Here is an 18,365-nt window from a genome sequence, read left to right as displayed (position 1 = left end):
CATCTACTACCCCGGCATGGAGGTACGTGACGAGCTCTGGCTCAAGTTTGCCCTGCTCTATCTGGAGCGGCTCGCCTTCGTCTTCACCATCAGTGAGAAAAGCGGCCTCACCACTTTGCTAAGTACGCTGGAGCAGCGAACCGACCTGCTGGCAGAGCGGCCCGAGCCAGCTTTCTTTGCAGATATCACCCCTCAGCTGGAGAGTCAGCTCGGCGGTCTTGTTGCGCCCGACTTTGCCCGCCACAAGGTATTTGGCAACAGAGATCTCATCACTCGCTGGCGTCAAAGCGCCAATCACGACTGCTTTTGCCCGACACAGGCCGGTCTTGAGCGGCTGCACGGCTTTTGCCTCGCCCACGGCTTTGCCAGCCAGGATGAGGGAGGGATCAAGATGGCGCGGCGCTTTGCCAATCTGCTCTCCATGCGCCTCGCCCGTGAATGGGCACTCGCCAATGAGGGGGCGCTCATCACGGATCACGACTATCTGGACAGGCTGCTGCACCTGCTCGAATCCCGCTACCACAATCGGGGCGGCCAGGATTGCTTCCACCTCGAGATACCATTGCGAGTGCCCACTCACCTGAGCGAAATCTCCTTCGATGAATTGATTGCACTGCGCGCCCGCAGCGGCTTTCGCCAGCAACTGGCCGAGTTCCATCAGGCCCTCGATGCCATGCTCACCATGCTGGGCAGCGGCTATGCCGAGCCAGCAGCCCTGACCCGTTTCGAGCTGGCGCAGCAAGGGCTCAATCAGCTGCTGGGGCCAGCGACCCACAGCCTGCCGCTCACCACCCTGATCAGCTGTTCATTGCCCGCCATGGCGATGATCCATCAGCTCAAGGCAAGCCACCCGGCTAGCAACCTCATCTTCCATCCCATCAAGAAGAGCCATTTTCACCAGCGCAAGAGCCAGCACTTCTTCACCCGACTGGGCCAGGTCAAATCCTGAGTCCGCCGTGATGATATAAGGCGGCGCCAATATTCCGGCGCGCTGCCCGGCCAAATCAGGAGGATCCCCCTCTTCAGGAGGGATTCTCCAACCGAAACTCCACCCTGTCGCTGTTGCCCGCCTCGTCGACCACCACCAGCTGGTAGCGGCCTGCCTTGCTCAACACCTGATCCCCATCCCAGCGCAGACGCTGGCCATTGAGAAACCAGAATGGCTTGCCCACACCACCCAGCACCCTGGGTTGCAGGCGATAGCGCTGGCTACGGATAAGGTTGCCCTCCCCCAGGGCGACGATGCGAATGGGAGCCTGCAGATCCGCCTCCTGTGCCTCTCCCTCACAACCGCTGGCGAGCAGCGCCTTGCGCCGCTCGCCAGGCGCGCGCCAGGGCTCCAGCGACAAGGGCCACAGCGCCCGCCAGACAGATTGGCTGGCATCGTCACAACGGGTCAGCGTCGGCTTGCCCTGACTGGTCAGTGCCACCTGGCGCAGGGGGGAAGGCCAATCCATGGGGTCTGGCAAGGTAGGGGGATCCTGCTCATCCAGCAGCCAGGCGCTCTGATGCTGCAAGCAGGCCTCAGGCAGGGTGGCACTCACCCGCCGCCCCAGTGGCCAGCAGATCTCGGCCTCGCTCACCGTATTGGGCTGCGCTGGCAGGGGGCTGTTGTCCCCCAGTCGCGAATAGACGGAGAGCAGCAGCGGCACAGCCGCGCTCTGGCCATAAAAACCGGGCAAGGGGGTGCCATCGGGCCGCCCCAGCCAGACCCCCAGGGTCCAGCGGCCGGAGACTCCCAGCGCCCAGCTGTCCCGATAGCCATAGCTGGTGCCCGTCTTCCAGGCCAGCCGGTTGACCCGGCCGGTCGCCTCGCTGGCAAAGGGCTGATCAGCACGCCCCTGCGAGCTTAAAATTTGCCAGGTGATCCAAGCGGCCCCGGGGCTCAGCAAGGGGCGCGATACCGCCTGTTGCCCCGCCAGCCAGACCGGCATCGCCACCTGCCCCTGCCGGGTGAGGGAGCTATAGAGCGCCACCAGCTGTTCAAGCCTGACGCCGGCCGCCCCCAGCGCAATGGCCGGATTGGGCTTGTCGGAGAGGGCCAGCCTGACCCCGGCGTTATCCAGTCGATTGACCAGAGTATCGGGCCCCAGGGCCTCCAGCACCTGCACGGCGGGGACGTTGAGGGATTGCTGCAACGCCCGGGTCAGGGTGACAGGCCCCTGAAAGGCGCCGGTAAAATTGGCGGGTCGATAGTCCGATCCCAATCTGGGTGCATCGGAGAGCAGGGAGGCCGAATGAACCAGGCCAGCATCGAGGGCCAGACCATAGATAAACGGCTTGAGGGTGGAGCCGGGTGAGCGGATCGCCTGCACCATGTCGAGGTAGCCATGACGGCGCAGATTGCCATACTCGGCGCTGCCCACGTAGGCGCGCACCGCCATGGTCTGGTTATCCACCAGCAGCAGGGCGGCGGAGGTCTGTTCCGGGAAACGACGGATATAAGTCGCCACCCGCGCCTCCAGCCAGCGCTGCAGATCGCCGTCTATGGTGGTATGCACCAGGGCGCCCGGCTGGCTGTCTGCGGCGAGACGGGCAAACAGCGGCGCCTCCATGGGAGTGAAGTGACCGCGCGCCAGCACAGGTTCTATTCGCCCTTCACGCCACACGGCATCTGGCCAGGCGCCCTGCTTGACCAGCCGCTGCATCACCTTGTCACGGGCGGCGCGGGCACGATCCGGATGGCGATCGGGTCGGTAACGACTGGGGGCCTGCGGCAGCACCGCCAGCAGGGCGGCCTCGGCATGAGTGAGCTTGGCCGCACTCTTGCCCAGATAGGCAAAGCTGGCCGCCTGTACCCCTTCCAGATTGCCACCAAAGGGGGCCCGATTGAGATAAACGGTGAGCAGGGTGCGCTTGTCGTAGTGCCACTCCAGTTGCAGCGCCCGCGCCATCTGGCGCAGCTTGCCGGGTACGCTCCTGTGATAGGGCTCGATCAGGCGGGCCACCTGCATGGTAAGGGTAGAGCCCCCCGATACCGCCCGCCCGTAACGCAGCCACTGCCAGACCCCGCGCACCATGGCCACAGGGTTGACCCCGGGATGGCGCCAGAAATGGCGATCCTCGTAGCCGAACAATGCCTCTATGTAACGGGGAGAGACCTGCTCCAGGGTCACCGGATAGCGCCACACCCCGCTGGTATCGGCAAAGGCGCGCAGCGGCCGCCCCTTCATATCGAGCACCACCCGCGCATAGGCGGGATCCAGCGGTGGCGGCGGGAAGGCGCGATCCAGCACCAGCAACACCAGAATGAGAGCCCCCATTCCCAACCCCGTCAGCCGCAGCCAGCGAGGCAAACCTGGCAAAGCAAGCCGGCCCTGATGCAACCACTGGCGAGCACGCGACCAAAAACCGGCTGGACGCGCCTCGTCCTGCAAAGGCGAATTACTCAGAAATGGTCACCTCATGGATATCCTGGCCCACCGCCCGCAGTTCGGGTCGATACATGTCTTCCACCTGGGTCGGCGGCACCTGATAGCGACCCGGGGTCACTGCTCGCATCAGATAGACCAGTTGCTGATTGCCCCCCTCGCTCAGATCCAGCGCGGCCGTGTAACGATCGTCTCTAAACTCCTGATGTTTGAGGTAGTCGTTCCATTCGCTCTGCCACGCAGGCTTGCCCTCGATACTGAGTTCCTCGAGCTTGATGCTGGTGCCAAGGGCCGGGTTTTCCAGCTCAAATCCCGCCGGCAGCATCTCCACCAGCAAAGCATCGGGCACCGTCTGCTCGCTGCTCACATTGAGCCGCACCACCACAAAATCGCCCACCTTGACCTTGGCAGGATCAAGCTGCTTACCATCGGCATTGAACCAGCTGCGGGTCACGCTCATGCCCTGGCTGATACGTACGGGGGCCTGCTCGGGATAGCCTACCAGGGTGCGCTGCACATAGAGGGATCCCTTGCCCTCGTTGGTCACGCCAGTGGCCGCCAGGGCCTCGGGGGCACCGATCTGCGCACTGTTTTTACCGGCAACGGCCTGGCCGCCACTGATTGACGCTACCCTGGCCTGCCAGTCAGCCGCAGGATCGACCTGTGCCAACCGCAACAGGGCCAGCCGCTCCTGAGTGCTTAGCCACTGGCGATGGGCCAGGGTGTCTGCCACCTTGGCGCTAAGCTCGGGCCAGCGATCCTCGGCCAGCTTGTGCTGGCGCAGCAAGGCGAGCTCCAACGCCCCATCGCGCAGGGGCGAACCGTAATCGGCCAGATAGTCATCGCCGCGCGGAGTCGCCAATGCCCGAGTCAAAGCCTTGGCAGCAGTCTGCTCATCCCCCATGGCGGAAAGCGCCAGCGAGAGGTGCAACAGCGGCAAACCGGAGCGGGCATGATCCGCCTGCTGCTCCCAGATGAGGCGCAAGGTGGAAAGTGGCGCCTTGCCTACTCGCGCCAGTACGAAGGCACTGTAAGCCTGATAAGCCAGCCGGCTGTGTTCGGGGGCACTGCTCCAGCGCTCCCCATACTGGCTGTCGCCGAGATAGCTCTGCAAACGGCTGATGGCCTGACTCAACATGGCCTCGGGCACGGCATCACCGGCCTCTTTTCTTGTCAGCAGGTAGTCGGCCGCATAGGCGGTGAGCCACTGCTCCTCATCGGAGCGGCCATCCCACAGACCAAAGCCGCCGCCGGGCAATTGCAGTCGTTGCAACCGTTGCAGCAGGGCGCGCTGCAGGTCCGCCTCGCTCACCGGCTTGTCCACGTTTGGCAGATTGTTTGACCAGGCAGCACGCTCATCAGCCGTTGTCAGCAAGTAAGGCCAGGCGCGAGACAGGGTCTGCTCCAGACAGGCGTAGGGGTACTGGGCAAGCGCTTGCCACTGGCCGGTCGGATCCCAGGGAGGAGTGCCGGAGAGGCTGAGCAGCCCTTGCAGATTGGCGGGATCCAGCCCGGCCAGCTCGCTCTGGGCAAAGCTCATCTGCTGGTTGGGTGCCAGCATCTGATAGCGCTGGCGCGTCTGGGCTGGCCAGGGGGATCGCAGCGGCAGCGACCATTCGCGGTTTACCGCAAAATCCTTGCCGCTGGCAGCCAGTTGCAGGCGAGCCACACCGCTCGCCCCGGTCACTGTGAGCGGCAGGGTCAGCCAGCGCTCCTCGCCGTTTTTCAGCGCCAGCGTCTCGGGCAGCGCGCCCCTCGCCTGCAAGCCACCGCTCAGGGTCCAGGTCAGCGACAGGCTCTGATCTTCACCACTCATGTTGCGCAGTTGCACCAGGGCACGGGTCTCATCCCCTCTGGCCCCAAAACGCGGCCAGCCTATCTCGGCCACCAGCGGCGCCACGACTTTGACGGCACGCTCGGCCTGACCCACCTGCTGCTCGTTCCAGGCCAGCGCCATCAGCGCCAGCTCGCCGTTGAAGTTGGGCAGATCAAGCGGGATCACCGCCTTGCCACTCTCGTCGAAACTCACCTCGCCGCTCCAGAGCGCCGCCACCTCGACCCGGCTCTCCAGCGCCCCTCCCTTCTTCAGGGCTGGCGCATCACCGCCGTAGTTGAGGCGAGCCAGCTTGCCATCCTGCGGCGGTATCACCTGACCGTAGTTGTCGAACAAGTCTTGCGCGAAGCGCTTGCGGCCAAAGAAGATCTCGAACGGATCGAGGGGTTGGTAGTCGCTGATATTGAGCACTCCCCTATCCACCGCAGCCAGTACCACCCGGTCCTGGCTGTTTGGTGTCGAGGTCACCGCCACCTCGAGGCGAGTGAGCGGCACCGCCTTGTCCGGCGCACTCAAGGTGAGCGGCAGACGGCGGGCCTCCCGGTCGAGCGCGAGCGGCACCAAACCGACCGAGCGCAGGCTCTGCACACTCTTTTGGCTCACCGGCTTTGATTCGCTGTCAGGGGCGGCAATCTGGGCGGAGATATGCAGATCGTGGCGCTGCCACTCAGGGCTGACGGGGATCTCGAACTCGCCACGCGCCTCTGCCAATCCAGCGCCTTCGGGTCGCAGCTCTATACGCTGCCACCAGCGCAGGCCGTCACCATCCTCCACCAGCAAGAGCCCCTTGCCCGCACGGGGGGCAACCAGAGTCACTTTCGCCTTGTCACCCGCCTGATAGGCGCGTTTGTCGAGGGTGATGGCAATCTTGTCAGGCCGCGCCTGCTCACCACCGCCACCCCAGGCGTAACTGCCGATCTCGACCCGCAGACTGGACTGATGGCCCTGGCTGTTCTCCACCTCCAACCGATACCAGCCCGCCGCCAAGGGCAAGCTGAGGGTAGTAGGCCCCTTGCCATCCAGTTGCAGTGTCTGCTCCTGCTCCAGATAGGGCTGACTGTTGAACTCGTACTTCCACCCTTCGCCATCGGCGTAGTGCCAGTAGTAGTCACGGTATTCGTTGACCAGACGCACCTTCACCTCGCCTGCCACCGGCTGGCCCTGCTCATCGAGGTTGAGGATCTGGAAAGGCAGCGTCTTGCCCCCCTCCACTCTGTCTGCCACGAAATCGGCCTTGAGCGCAGGCCACTGGCTACCGGTGGGCCAGCCGTACTGGGTACGGCTGCGATTGACCGCCCTGCCACCGGGCTCGGATAAAGAGACACGATAAGCCACCTCCAGCGGCCCCAGAGTCCCCACGCTGGCAAGTTGATCCACCAGCGAAAATGCGCCATGCCCCTGCTTGTCCAAGGTGAGCGTGACAGGCTCCAGATCCCTGGCCTGCTCGGTCAGCAGCACATCCCCCAGCGTAAACTCCTGCCACTGGTTGAAGGGCATGGTGGCGCGGCTTATCTTCACCTCTGCCTTGGCCTTGGTGGCGCTCGCCGGGGCGCCATAGAGATAATCCCCCTGCAACGGCAAGGTGAGTGCCTCCTGCGGGTTCAGTAATTCACCATCCGGTCCCTTGCCGAGTTGCAGCTTGAGCCGCTCCGGCAGGAACTCTTCCACCAGGAAGGGCCACTCGAAGCGGCTGCCGGCGGCGGTTTTCAGGGTGATGGTCCAGCGGCCGAGCGGCGCATCATCCGGCAGGCGCAGGCCGTAATGGGCGGCGCCCAGGCTGTCCGGCAGCAGACGTTTTTGCTCCAGCAGTTGGCCATCCGGCTGTTTCACTTCCAGCTCCACCGCCATGCCCGGCAGCAACTGGCCATCCTGCCCTTTTAGCAAAATTTCACTATCAAGCCGCTCGCCGGGGCGGTAGAGATCACGCCCGCTGAACAGATAAAGCTGCTGGGCCTGCCAGGGCTGGGTGCCCAATTCAAAGGCGGAGAGATCCAGCGCGGCGCCATCGAGGCGCAGCACAGCCAGATGCTTGCCCTGCTCGGCCAGCAGCAGGCGCGCACCCTGCACCTGATCGAAGCGGCGATGCCCCCGCAGATCGGTCTGTTGCACCAGCAGCCGGTTGCCCTTCTCGTCGAGCAAAGAGAGTTGTACCTCCTTGAGGGGATCCGCGCTCGAGAGCGCGCTGACAAACACCTCCAGCTGATCCCGATAGCGACGGGCACTGAGCCCCATGTCGCTCACCGCGAAATAGGTGGTCTCCTTGCGCCAGTCGTAGTTGCCCAAGGGGAACATGACCGCAAAGTAGACACCGGCCTCGGCCAGCTGCGGTTCCTTGACGTTGATGAGGCGGGTCTCGCGGCGATTGGGATCCAGCTCAAGGGCGTAACGGCCGCTGAACACCCGCTTGGCGCGGCTGGTGATCTGCTCCAGCTCCCAGTTACCCATGCCGGCGCCGGGTCTGTATTCGGCCAGAAAGCGTGGCAGATATTCAGCATCGACCCGGAAGAAATCGATATTGACCTCATCCACGTTGACCGCGCTGATGGGCAGGCGCAGCTCCTGACGCAGCGGCAGTACCATGCCGCTCGCTGCAAAGGAGGCTCCCGCCTCCAGTGGTCGGGTCTTGAGGGTCCAGCTCTGCGCCTCGGGCCCCAACCCAGCTTTGAGGGTCACCTTGTAACTCTTGTCGGGCGCTACCTGCGGGAAGTAGAGGGTGCGGCCATCCTCGGCCAGGACCCACTCCCCCTGCAACTGCTTCCCCCCCTCGCTCACACTGAGCCAGGTTTGCCAATTGGACTTGGGCGCCAGCGGGCCGGAGAAGACCAGTGCCAGCGCCGGTGCATCCCGATACTGGCGGGCATTGGCCTGCACCACAGTGTCTGGCACCCCCGCAACTTGCCGGGCCGCGGGCGCTTGATCGGCGGTTGCCGCTGGCTTGTCCTGGCCGCAACCGGCCAAGAGCAGACCGGTCAGCCCTGTGAGCAACAGGGCTGACCAACGGCGCCTAAGTGGTGAGACGAAAGCATGGGCACATTGGTGAGCAGCAGGGCGAGGGTCGAAAGGGCGCATAGGTTCCATCCCGGATTGGATCGCTGCCATAGCAGCGCGATAGGCAACAGGATAAGACATCCGACTCGCTTGACACAAAACTCATTGCAAAATGTCGAGCACAGATTGCCACCAGACAGATAACAAAAAGCCGACCCTGAGGTCGGCGTTTCACGGCAGCGGTGAGTCGGTTAGTCCATCACCGCCATCTGCCAGGTTTTAAAACCACCGGAGAGGTTCTTCACCTTGAAGCCGTGCTGGCTGAGCAGGCGGCAAGCCACGTGGCCACGCAAGCCCACCTGACAGCTGATGAGCAGCTCCTTATCCCTGGGCAATTCATTCAGGCGACCGCGCAGCTCATCGAGGGGAATGTGCAGGGCACCCGGGATGCGACCCAGCTTGTCGAGTTCGGGGCCATTGCGCACATCCAGCACCTGTTGATGGGGGTGACGAGCCTGCACCTCAGCAGCGTGGCAAAGGATGGTATCCCCCTTCAAGTGGTTGCTCGCCACAAAGCCCGCCATGTTGATCACATCCTTGGCCGACCCGAACGGCGGCGCATAGGTGAGCTCCAGATCCTGCAAGTCAAACACCGTCAGCCCGGCGCGCTGGGCCACCGCCAGCACGTCGATGCGCTTGTCGACCCCGTCCTTGCCGATGGCCTGGGCACCGTAGATCTTGCCATCGGGGGCGAACAGCAGCTTGAGGCTGACCGGATGAGCCCCGGGGTAGTAACTGGCGTGGCTGCCCGGATGCACATAAGCCTTCTCGAACGGCAGGCCCAGTTGCACCAGGCGCTTCTCGTTGAGGCCCGTGCTGGCCACCGCCAGATCGAACAGCTTGCAGATGGCGGTGCCCTGGGTCTTCTTGTAGGTTTCGGCCCGCCCCAGCATGTTGTCGGCGGCGATGCGGCCTTGCCGGTTGGCAGGCCCCGCCAGGGGGATCAGCACGGATTCGCCGGTCACAAAATCTGTCTCTTCCACCGCATCCCCCACCGCATGGATGAAGGGATCCGAGGTGCGCATGCCGGCATCTACCTTGATGCCGCCGCGCGGGCCCAACTCCAGCCCCGCTTTTGCGGCGAGCAGGGTTTCTGGCTTGACGCCGATGGCCAGGATCAACAGGCCGGTTTCAAGATGTGAGCCATCACTCAGGGTCAGACGCAAGCCACTGCGCGTGGCACTCGCCACGGCGGCGGTTTTCTCCGCCAGCACATCCAGACTTTCGATGGCGGCAAGACCGGTGCGCAGCCGCAGATCTATGCCCTCTTCCCGGATACGGGCGTGGAGCATATTGGCCATCTCTTTATCCACCGGCGCCATCACCTGATCGGAGAGCTCCAGCAAGGTGACTTCCAGCTTGCGCTGATGCAGTGCCTCCATCATCTCCAACCCGATAAAGCCGCCACCGACCACAGTGACATGGCGCGGATGATCATGCTGCAGAGCAGCAAGGATGCGATCCATGTCAGGGATATTGCGCAGGGTATAAACATGCGGGCTGTCGATGCCGGGGAACGGAGGACGGATTGGCGCGGCCCCCGGGCTCAGCAGCAGTTGATCGTAAGGCTCTCGCCGCTCTTCACCGGTTTGCAGATTACGGACTAGCAGGGTCTTGCCAGCCTTGTCTATTCTCGATCACATCGTGAAAGACTCGCACATCCACATTGAAACGGCGCTTGAAGCTCTGGGGCGTCTGCAACAGCAGGGCATCTCTATCCTGTATGTCCCCCCCTATGTGGTAAGGCAGACCGCAGTTGGCGAAGCTGACAAACTCGCCACGCTCGAATACCACTATCTCGGCCTCTTCGCTCAGACGGCGAGCTCTGGCCGCCGCAGAGGCGCCGCCAGCCACACCGCCTACAATCAGGATCCGTTTCATCAGCAAGACTCCGGTGAACAACAAATTGCCACTAAATTAGCAATTTCTAATTTAGATTTCAATGAAATTTTGTTTGCACCGGTTTTGCAGTATTCTTGCCACCCGACAGTTGTTCAACAGGATGTTATCAGTTCATGTCGTCTACCGCGCTCAGTCACCTTCCTCCTGCCAGCCAGACACCGCTGTTCTTTCGTCTGGATGTGCGCAGCCAACGGCTGGTCGCCCTGACCGATGTGATGCAAACCCCGCTTCATTGGCTGGATGAACCGAGAAGTGCCTGGCCGGCCCAACTGCCGGATGCCCTGCGACTGCCCATAGAGCAAGCCCTTGCCAAGGGTCAGGGGGGCAAGCTGATGCTGCGCTTCGCCGGACAGCAGTGGCATATCGCTCTCTCCCATGCACAGGATGCCTTCTGGCTTATCTGCCTGCAGACCCAGCGCCAGGAGCCCATCGCCGATCTCGCCTTGCAGCTGCCACGCCTGAGCCAGATGGCCAGCCAGCAACAGTTCGTCGCCATGCTGGAGGCCCTCAAGGAGAGCCTGGGGGCCGATCGCCTGATCCTCTGGCACTATCAGGCCAATGGCTCCCTCGGCAGCGAACAGCTGACCCCAGTCTTTGCCCTCGGCGCCGAGGGGCTTTCGGCCATTCGCGGTGACAGTCGCTACATTCGTGCCTTGCGCACCCGCAAATCCTTGAGTTTTTCCGAGGCGGCCCACCAGCCCATGTTGAGCCAGCACTACTATCTGGCCAATGCGGGGGTGAGCTCGCGCCTCGATGGCGCCCTGCTGGAGCAGGAAAAACTCATCGGCGTGCTGAGCCTTGAGTACCTCAGCGCCACCGTGCTGAGCGAAGAGATGCTGCAACTGGTGCGCCACAGCGCCCAATTGCTCGGCCACTGGCAGCCAGAGCCTGAACCCATCATCAATCCTGTGTTGGCCTTGCCCGGCGAGCTGACCCTGTTGACCGGCATCGCCTATTGCCGTGCTTTGGTAAACTGGGCCGTCACCATGAGTGGTGCCCGCATCGGCTGGGTCGGCGAATACCAGCCGCGAGGCCAGGAGCTCTGGATCATTCCGCGCTGCGTGCTGGAAGGAGAAACCTTCTCCATCCTCAAACCCATACAGCTGGATCCCGGCCCCGCCCAGGAGTTGTTCCAGCACGGTCAGGCCCTCTATGTGGAAGACCTGCCCCTGCGTTATCCCCTGGCCACCCAGTTGCTGGCCCTCAATGCCAAGGCCTATGTCGGCGTGCCGTTGCACGGTCCGAGCGGCGCCCCCATGGGACAGCTCACCTTGCTGCTCGACACGCCACTGGCCGATCCCATGCCCTTGCTCGATGCCCTCAGCAGTCAGCACGAACGGGCCGCCATCGAATTGCAGCGGCTCGCCGCCGACGATGCCCTGCGCCTGGCTGAAGTGGCCTTCAACACCCACGACGGCCTGCTGGTCATGGATCACCAGGGGATCATTCTCAAGGTCAATCACTCCTTTGGCCGCATCACGGGGTTTGGCAACGATGAGATGATCGGCCAGCATATTGTCAGGCTTAGACCGACCTATTATGGCGATCACCTGAAAGAGGATGTCAGACGGGCCATCGATGAGCAGGAGTTCTGGATGGGCGAGGAGCGCTGCCTGCACAAGGATGGGCATCTGTTCCCGGTGCGTCTCATGGTGAGCGGGGTCAAGGATGAACTCGGCGAATTCAGTCACTACGTCTGCAGCTTCTACGACATCACCAAGGAAAAAGACGCTGCCCGCCACATAGAGCAGCTCGCCTATTACGACGATCTGTGCGGCCTCTACAACAGGCGCAGCCTCAACAACATAATGCAATGCACCCTGCAGGCACCGAACGGTCAATGGGGCGCCTTGCTGCTGGTGGATCTGGACAACTTCAAGTCGATCAACGACTCCCTCGGCCATGCCTGTGGCGATCAGCTGCTGCAAGCCGTGGTCGAGCGGCTCAAGGGACTGCCTCAGGACAACCTGGTGCTGGCCCGCATCTCGGGGGATGAATTTGCCCTGCTGTTCACCGCCCTGGGTCAGGGTTATGTCACTGCCAAGATCCTGGCCGAGCACTTCGCCCGCGAGCTGATGGGGCTGTTTCGCACCCCGTTCGACATCGAGGATCACAAACTCCATTGCAGCGCGTCTGTGGGGATCAGCCTGTTTTCCAGCGAAGACCAGGATCATCTGGTGCTGATGCAGCAGGCCGACACCGCCACCCACATGGCCAAGCGGGCCGGTCAGGGCAACTATGTCTTCTTCAGCGAGGCCATGGCCGAGAAAGAGAAGAGCAAGCTCACCATCAACAACCAGCTGCGCGATGCCCTGCGCCACCATGAGCTGCAACTGCACTATCAGCCGCAATACAGGGTCGACAATGGCAGCTTGTCCGGCATAGAGGCACTGCTGCGCTGGCAGCGCAGCGACGGCACCATGGTGCCACCGGCCGAGTTCATTCCCATCGCCGAAGAGACCAGTCTCATCCAGGACATAGGTTACTGGGTGATGAAGACCGCCTGTGCCCAGTACAGCTTCTGGCTCAATCGCGGCTTTGCCATTCCCCATCTGTCGGTCAACGTCAGCGCCCGCCAGTTCCACACCGCAGGCTTCGTGCAGCAGGTGGAATACATACTGCGCGACACAGGGGTGCCCCCTTCCCGCCTGCTGCTGGAAGTGACCGAATCCGTGGTGCTGGAAAACCGGCTGGAGAGCATAGCCCGCATGCGGCAGCTCAAGGAGCTCGGCATACTGCTCTCCATCGATGATTTCGGCACCGGCTACTCGTCGCTGGCCTATCTGCGGGATCTGCCGGCGGACGAAGTGAAGCTCGACCGAAGCTTCATTCAAACCCTGGTTCACAGCGAACAGGACAAGGCCATCGTCAAGGCCATCCTGGATCTGGCCAAGGTTTTCCGCTTTACCGTCACCGCCGAAGGGGTGGAAGATGAGGAGCAGCTCGCCATCCTCAAAACCTTGGGATGCCAGCATTATCAAGGCTTCCTGACCAGTCGACCGCTGACGGTAAAAGCCCTGGAGAGCCTGCTCGGCGCGGCCCAGTCGGGCTAAACAGGTAGGATTTATAGGGATTTATGTAATAAAATCACGGCCTGCTCGAATCGTTGGAGTCGTCTATGTCTGTCAGTAATCAGATCCCTGCCGTTGAAACCAGTGAATCCGGTGTCATTGGCCGGATCCATTCCGTTGAAACCTGCGGCACCGTTGATGGCCCCGGAATACGATTTATCGTATTCATGCAAGGCTGTCTGATGCGCTGCAAGTACTGCCACAATCGGGATACCTGGGATACCCAGGGTGGCCGCGAAGTGACAGTGCCGGAGTTGATGAGCGACATCACCAGCTATCGCCACTTCATGAATGCCTCGGGTGGTGGTGTCACCGCCTCCGGTGGCGAAGCCATGCTGCAACAAAACTTTATCGCCGAACTGTTTGCCGCCTGCAAGGAGAAGGGTGTTCACACCTGCCTCGATACCAATGGCTTTGTGCGTCACTACGACGAACAGCTCGACAAGGTGCTCGACAACACGGATCTGGTGCTGCTCGACATCAAGCAGATCAATGACGAGAAGCACATCCCGCTGACCCACGTCAGCAACAAGTACACCCTGGAGTTCGCCCGTTATCTCGCCGCCAAAGGCAAGACAATGTGGATCCGCTACGTGGTGGTGCCGACCTGGTCAGACGATGACGAGAGCGCAGAGGGACTGGGCCAGTTCATCGCCGAACTGGGGGATAGTGTCGAGAAGGTGGAACTGCTGCCCTATCACGAGCTGGGCAAGCACAAGTGGGACGTTCTGGGTGAAAACTATGATCTGACCGGGATCAAGCCGCCCAGCAAGGAGACCATGGACAGAGTTCAGGGCATACTCGCCAAGTACCACAACAACGTCAAATACTGATGCCTCATCAGGGCTGGCAAGGAATACGCCAGCCCTGATGATATTGATACTGCATCACTGCACGCCATCACATGACAAGGAAATGCCATGAGTGAAGGACAAGCGGCCGCCCTCCTGCTCTGGGTATTGCTGCTGATATTCAGCCTGCGTGGCACCCTGCTGCGTACCCTGCTTAATCAACCCCTCTATCAGCACCTCTGCCTTGGCGGCGCTATCGTGCTGGTCCCGCTCTGGACCTTGCGCGCCGGCCTGCATGAAGGGCTGGAAGTGCACTTTCTCGGCCTCACCAGCCTGACCCTGCTGCTGGGGTGGCGTCTGGCCCTGCTTGCTCCCTGCCTGACACTGCTTGTTCTGGGCTACTTCGGGGTTGCCTCCCTCGCCGATTTCGGCTGGCAGGCACTGATTGGCATCGCCCTGCCAGTGGCCACCAGTTGGCTGCTGTTCCTGGCGAGCTGGGCCTGGATGCCCCGCCATCTGTTCGTCTATCTGTTCGTGGTCGCCTTTTTTGGCGGAGCGCTGAGCATCTCGGTCAAGATGATCGCCAGCGCCCTGCTGATGGGGATGAGCGGCGCCTATCCGTGGCATACCATCAGCGCCGACTACCTCTCCATCTGGCCGCTGCTGCTCTTCCCCGAAGCCCTGCTCAACGGCATGACCATGACCTTGCTCGCCGTCTACCGCCCCCACTGGGTCAACACCTTCTTCGATCGGGAATACCTGGGGCGCTAAGCGCGTACGCCATGCTTGTGGCCAACCTGCCCGCGACTCAGCTCTCCCCCACGGACAGCAAAAGCCCCTGACGAGCAGGGGCAGGGCAACAAGAGGAGGAGAGCTTAGAAGCGGTATTCGATATGCAAAGTATGGGTATCCAGGCCGGGGTTTTGCTCATACATGTTGGCGTTGGACATGTGCTCATACTGATAGCCAATCAGCCAGTTCTTGGTGATCGCATACCCCAGACCAATACCGGTGACAAACTGAAAAGGGCCGCCGTAATCCTTGAAGCCATTGCCGCGATGGCCGAACTCATGATCAGCCAGCCAAATCACCTCCGCTGGCAACCACACTACCCAGTTCCCCCACAGACATTCGGCGCGCGCCCCAGTGCCCAATCTGGCAGTGCGCTCATCCCCGGCCTTCAGCATGCCACCACGCACACCCAGACCAAACTGGCAGCCAGAATCCCCCCAGCGCCAGAACATATGGTGATATTTGGCGTCTGCCGTGAAGATGCTGAGTTTCTCGTTTTCGGATGGTGTGCCCAGTTGCAGGGCAACAATGTTGTCATTGGCGATGGCTCCGGTGCTGGCTATCAACGAAGCCAGCAGTCCCGAGAGCAAGAGTGTGTTAGCGCGCATGTCCCCTCCTACATCCTCTTTATCCGGTGTACCCCCTAAAACTCAAATGGGCACATCTCAGGAATAGTCAGTCGCAGTGGAGATTGTCAATAAACCATGCATGTTTGGGCACAGTGTTGCCAGCATAGGAATGTAAGCTGACAAGCTATCTGGATAGTTGGTAACCCCTTCATGCTCGGCACCAACTACACCAGCGAGAGGGGCCTAGGTTATGGCAATTTATATCGGGAAATATCTCGTTGCTGACCAAAGTCATGGCAAATCACTGATCAAATATTGGAAGGCCTGAATCCCGTTGTGGCGTCTTTTATCTGACGACCTCAGTGATCATAGCCTTCCAGCAACAACTCTAGATATACCGTTACAGGCTGCGGGGACGCAGGTGGGCGTGCCAGCGGGCTTCCCACTTCTTGAACAGCCAGACGATGACGAAAGTAAGCAGCATGTAGAGCAGGCCAGCGGTCAGGAAGGCCTCGAACGGGCTGTAGTAGCGGGAGTTGATGATCCGCGCGGCGCCGGTCAGGTCGACGATGGTGATGATGCCAGCCACCGCCGAGCCCTGCAGCATGAAGATCACCTCGTTGCTGTAGGCGGGCAGCGCACGGCGAAACGAGTTGGGCAAAATGATGCGGGTGAGGGTTTGCCAGCGGCTCATGCCAAAGGCGTTGGCCGCTTCAATCTGCCCCTTGGGCATGTTGAGCACGGCGCCACGCACTATCTCTGCGGTATAGGCGCCGGTATTGAGGGTGAACGCCAGCAAAGCGCAGAACCAAGCTTCGGCAAACAGGGTCCAGGCAGCGCTGTTTTTCAGCCACTCCCACTGGGCCGCGCCGTAGTAGATGATAAAGAGCTGTACCAGCAAGGGGGTGCCACGAAAGAAGTAGATATAGGCCCAGATCGGCCCCTTGATCAGCCAGTTGCGACTGTTGCGCAGTATCCCCATGGGTACCGCCAGCGCCAGACCGAGTATGAGGGATGCCGCCACCAGCAGCACTGTGGTGTAAAGCCCCTGCCAGTAGGTAGGCCACTCTTTGAGAATGATTGAGAAATCCATGGCTTACCTCGTCTTTATCGCGTAGTGACGCTCGGCCCACTTCAGTGCCGAGGTGGAAACCGCAGTGAAGATCAGGAAGATCAGGGCCACCGCCATGTAAAAGGTGAAGGGCAACTGGGTCGAGCCTGCCGCCAGGGACGCTTTGCGCACCATGTCATCAAGGCCGATGATGGAGACCAGCGCCGTGGTCTTGAGCAGTACCAGCCAGTTGTTGCCAAACCCCGGCAGGGCATGGCGCATCATCTGGGGAAACAGGATCCGGACAAAGACCTGGGTCGCCCGCATGCCAAAGGCGCGAGCGGCTTCCAGCTCCCCCTTGTCCACCGCCAGAATGGCGCCGCGGAATGTCTCCGTCATGTAGGCACCGAAGATGAAACCTATGGTGGCGACCCCGGCTGCAAACGGACTGATATCGATGTAATCAGGCAGCAGGGAGACCCACTCCTGATTGGGATTGCTCTCAAGCAAGAAGTTGTTGTAGGTCTCGTTGACCCAGGTACAGACGCTGTTGATCAGCACCTGGCCGCCGAAGAACAGCAGCATCATCAGCACCAGATCGGGAATGCCGCGAATGACGGTGGTGTAAGTGGTCGCAATGCCCCTGGCCCACTTGTAGGGCGACAGTTTGGCGAGCGCCCCCAGCATCCCCAGCAGCAGCGCCAGCAGCAGCGAGGCCAGCGCCACTTCCAGCGTGACCCAGGCGCCCTCCAGCAGGGAGGCTTCGTATCCTTTCAAATCAAACATATGCAGCTCCATTGCACATTGAGTGGGCTCGCCCCTCCCAAGCAGGGGCTCCATATTCTTTAAAACCACACATATGCAGCTCCATTGCAATCAAGCAGGCCCATCACTCCTTGCGGGAGATAACGGGCCCGATATGACGACTGATGGGAGTCAGCCTGTCGTTCCTGGTTCGCCGTCGGCACCGCAAGGACCCCAAGCCTCCTCCTGGCTCTTTCATACAAGAGAGGAAGTTTGCAACGCCTCCCCCTTGTGAAGGGGAGGCCAGGAGGGGGTTTTGATGATCCGCCGTAGACGACTTTCAGTTGTTATTCGCCTTAGACGTCTCTGCTTCTTACGCGCCGTAAACGACGCTCGGCTTATTCGCCGTAAACGTCGAACTCGAAGTACTTGTCGTTGATTTCCTTGTACTTGCCGTTGGCGCGCAGGGCCAGGATCGCCGTGTTGAATTTCTCTTTCAGATCCTTGTCAGCCTTGCGAACGGCGATGCCGGCACCCTCACCAAACCACTTGGGATCGGTCAGTTTCGGGCCGACGAATTCAAAGCCGTCACCGCCCTCTTTTTTCAGCAGACCATCCGTGATGGCAGCGGAATCGGCCAGCACATAGTCGACACGACCGGATTTCAGATCGAGGTAGGCTTCATCGGCGGTGCCGTAACGCTTGATGGTGGCGTTGGGGAAGTTGTCGGTGATGTAGGTATCCATGGAGGTAGCGCGTTGCACCGCCACGGCCTTGCCATCCATGAAGGCTTTGTCGAGTTGGACGTCAGTGCCTTTCTTGGCGGCGAAGCGAGCCGGAATGTGCTGGTACTTCTGGGTGAAGTCCACCTTCTTCTTGCGCTCTTCCGTGATGTCCATGGTGGCGATGATGGCGTCATATTTGCGCGACAGCAGCGCCGGTATGATGCCGTCCCAATCCTGTTTGACCAGGGTGCACTTCACCTTCATCTCTGCGCACAGGGCGTTGGCGATATCGATGTCAAAGCCTTTCACTTCGCCACTGGGCTCGGTCCAGGAGAAGGGAGGGTAAGCACCTTCCACCCCGATCCGCACTTCTTTCCACTCCTTGGCCATCAGGCTACCGGAAGACAGGGCAGTCACTATGGCAGTCGCCAGCATCAGCTTGTTCATGTATCTCTCCTTGATAAAAT

At 61.2% G+C, this 18,365-nt stretch carries 10 protein-coding genes and 1 pseudogene; 4 read left to right on the top strand and 7 right to left on the bottom strand.

Annotated features, from left to right (window positions below; all coding sequences use genetic code 11):
- Position 1 precedes the first annotated feature (1 nt).
- On the top strand, positions 2-949 hold the full coding sequence (locus tag AXW79_RS13025; RefSeq protein WP_248845846.1) for a hypothetical protein: 948 nt from the start codon (positions 2-4) through the stop codon (positions 947-949).
- 73 nt (positions 950-1,022) lie between these two features.
- Here the strand turns inward: AXW79_RS13025 and pbpC are convergent, their stop codons facing one another.
- From pbpC to AXW79_RS13010, 3 genes and pseudogenes are all read right to left on the bottom strand, one after another.
- Positions 1,023-3,377 carry a penicillin-binding protein 1C gene (pbpC, locus tag AXW79_RS13020; protein ID WP_100224068.1) on the bottom strand — a complete coding sequence of 785 codons (2,355 nt, stop codon included), beginning with the start codon at positions 3,375-3,377 and terminating at the stop codon, positions 1,023-1,025.
- A 7-nt stretch (positions 3,378-3,384) separates the two neighbouring features.
- Entirely contained in the window at positions 3,385-8,274 is a 4,890-nt protein-coding gene (locus AXW79_RS13015; RefSeq protein ID WP_043143713.1) for an alpha-2-macroglobulin family protein, read from the bottom strand.
- Between the two features lie 170 nt (positions 8,275-8,444).
- Positions 8,445-10,134, bottom strand: a pseudogene (locus AXW79_RS13010) (FAD-dependent oxidoreductase).
- Between the two features lie 134 nt (positions 10,135-10,268).
- On the opposite strand from AXW79_RS13010, the gene AXW79_RS13005 reads away from it, so the two are divergent.
- The 3 genes from AXW79_RS13005 (at position 10,269) to AXW79_RS12995 (ending at position 14,788) form a co-directional block, all read left to right on the top strand.
- A complete protein-coding gene (locus tag AXW79_RS13005; protein ID WP_005310147.1) occupies positions 10,269-13,208 on the top strand; it encodes a sensor domain-containing phosphodiesterase in 2,940 nt (979 codons plus the stop codon).
- A 65-nt stretch (positions 13,209-13,273) separates the two neighbouring features.
- Entirely contained in the window at positions 13,274-14,059 is a 786-nt protein-coding gene (gene pflA / locus AXW79_RS13000) for a pyruvate formate lyase 1-activating protein (protein ID WP_005310145.1), read from the top strand.
- Positions 14,060-14,146: 87 nt separating this feature from the next.
- Complete coding sequence (locus AXW79_RS12995; protein WP_005310143.1) at positions 14,147-14,788, top strand: energy-coupling factor ABC transporter permease; 642 nt, start codon at positions 14,147-14,149, stop codon at positions 14,786-14,788.
- Positions 14,789-14,892: 104 nt separating this feature from the next.
- Here the strand turns inward: AXW79_RS12995 and AXW79_RS12990 are convergent, their stop codons facing one another.
- The 4 genes from AXW79_RS12990 to AXW79_RS12975 all read right to left on the bottom strand — a co-directional run bounded on the left by AXW79_RS12990 (position 14,893) and on the right by AXW79_RS12975 (position 18,345).
- Entirely contained in the window at positions 14,893-15,417 is a 525-nt protein-coding gene (locus AXW79_RS12990; protein ID WP_005310141.1) for an acyloxyacyl hydrolase, read from the bottom strand.
- Between the two features lie 361 nt (positions 15,418-15,778).
- Entirely contained in the window at positions 15,779-16,471 is a 693-nt protein-coding gene (locus tag AXW79_RS12985) for an ABC transporter permease (RefSeq protein WP_005310139.1), read from the bottom strand.
- Positions 16,472-16,474: 3 nt separating this feature from the next.
- Complete coding sequence (locus AXW79_RS12980; protein WP_005310137.1) at positions 16,475-17,215, bottom strand: ABC transporter permease; 741 nt, start codon at positions 17,213-17,215, stop codon at positions 16,475-16,477.
- 356 nt (positions 17,216-17,571) lie between these two features.
- Positions 17,572-18,345 (bottom strand): ABC transporter substrate-binding protein, encoded by a 774-nt coding sequence (locus tag AXW79_RS12975; protein WP_005310135.1) that lies wholly within the window; start codon positions 18,343-18,345, stop codon positions 17,572-17,574.
- Between the last annotated feature and the right edge of the window lie 20 nt (positions 18,346-18,365).

The organism is Aeromonas salmonicida subsp. salmonicida (genome assembly GCF_001643305.1).
Taxonomy (GTDB): Bacteria; Pseudomonadota; Gammaproteobacteria; order Enterobacterales; family Aeromonadaceae; genus Aeromonas; species Aeromonas salmonicida.
The sequence above is the reverse complement of the archived record's forward strand: the minus strand, read 5'-3'. Positions and strand labels throughout refer to the sequence as shown.

Coding starts and splice junctions, on each gene's coding strand:
- AXW79_RS13015 (WP_043143713.1), bottom strand. CDS start 8,274: ATGCGCCCTTTCGACCCTCGCCCTGCTGCTCACCAATGTGCCCATGCT.
- AXW79_RS12985 (WP_005310139.1), bottom strand. CDS start 16,471: ATGGATTTCTCAATCATTCTCAAAGAGTGGCCTACCTACTGGCAGGGG.
- AXW79_RS12975 (WP_005310135.1), bottom strand. CDS start 18,345: ATGAACAAGCTGATGCTGGCGACTGCCATAGTGACTGCCCTGTCTTCC.
- AXW79_RS13005 (WP_005310147.1), top strand. CDS start 10,269: ATGTCGTCTACCGCGCTCAGTCACCTTCCTCCTGCCAGCCAGACACCG.
- pflA (WP_005310145.1), top strand. CDS start 13,274: ATGTCTGTCAGTAATCAGATCCCTGCCGTTGAAACCAGTGAATCCGGT.
- AXW79_RS12990 (WP_005310141.1), bottom strand. CDS start 15,417: ATGCGCGCTAACACACTCTTGCTCTCGGGACTGCTGGCTTCGTTGATA.
- AXW79_RS12995 (WP_005310143.1), top strand. CDS start 14,147: ATGAGTGAAGGACAAGCGGCCGCCCTCCTGCTCTGGGTATTGCTGCTG.
- AXW79_RS12980 (WP_005310137.1), bottom strand. CDS start 17,215: ATGTTTGATTTGAAAGGATACGAAGCCTCCCTGCTGGAGGGCGCCTGG.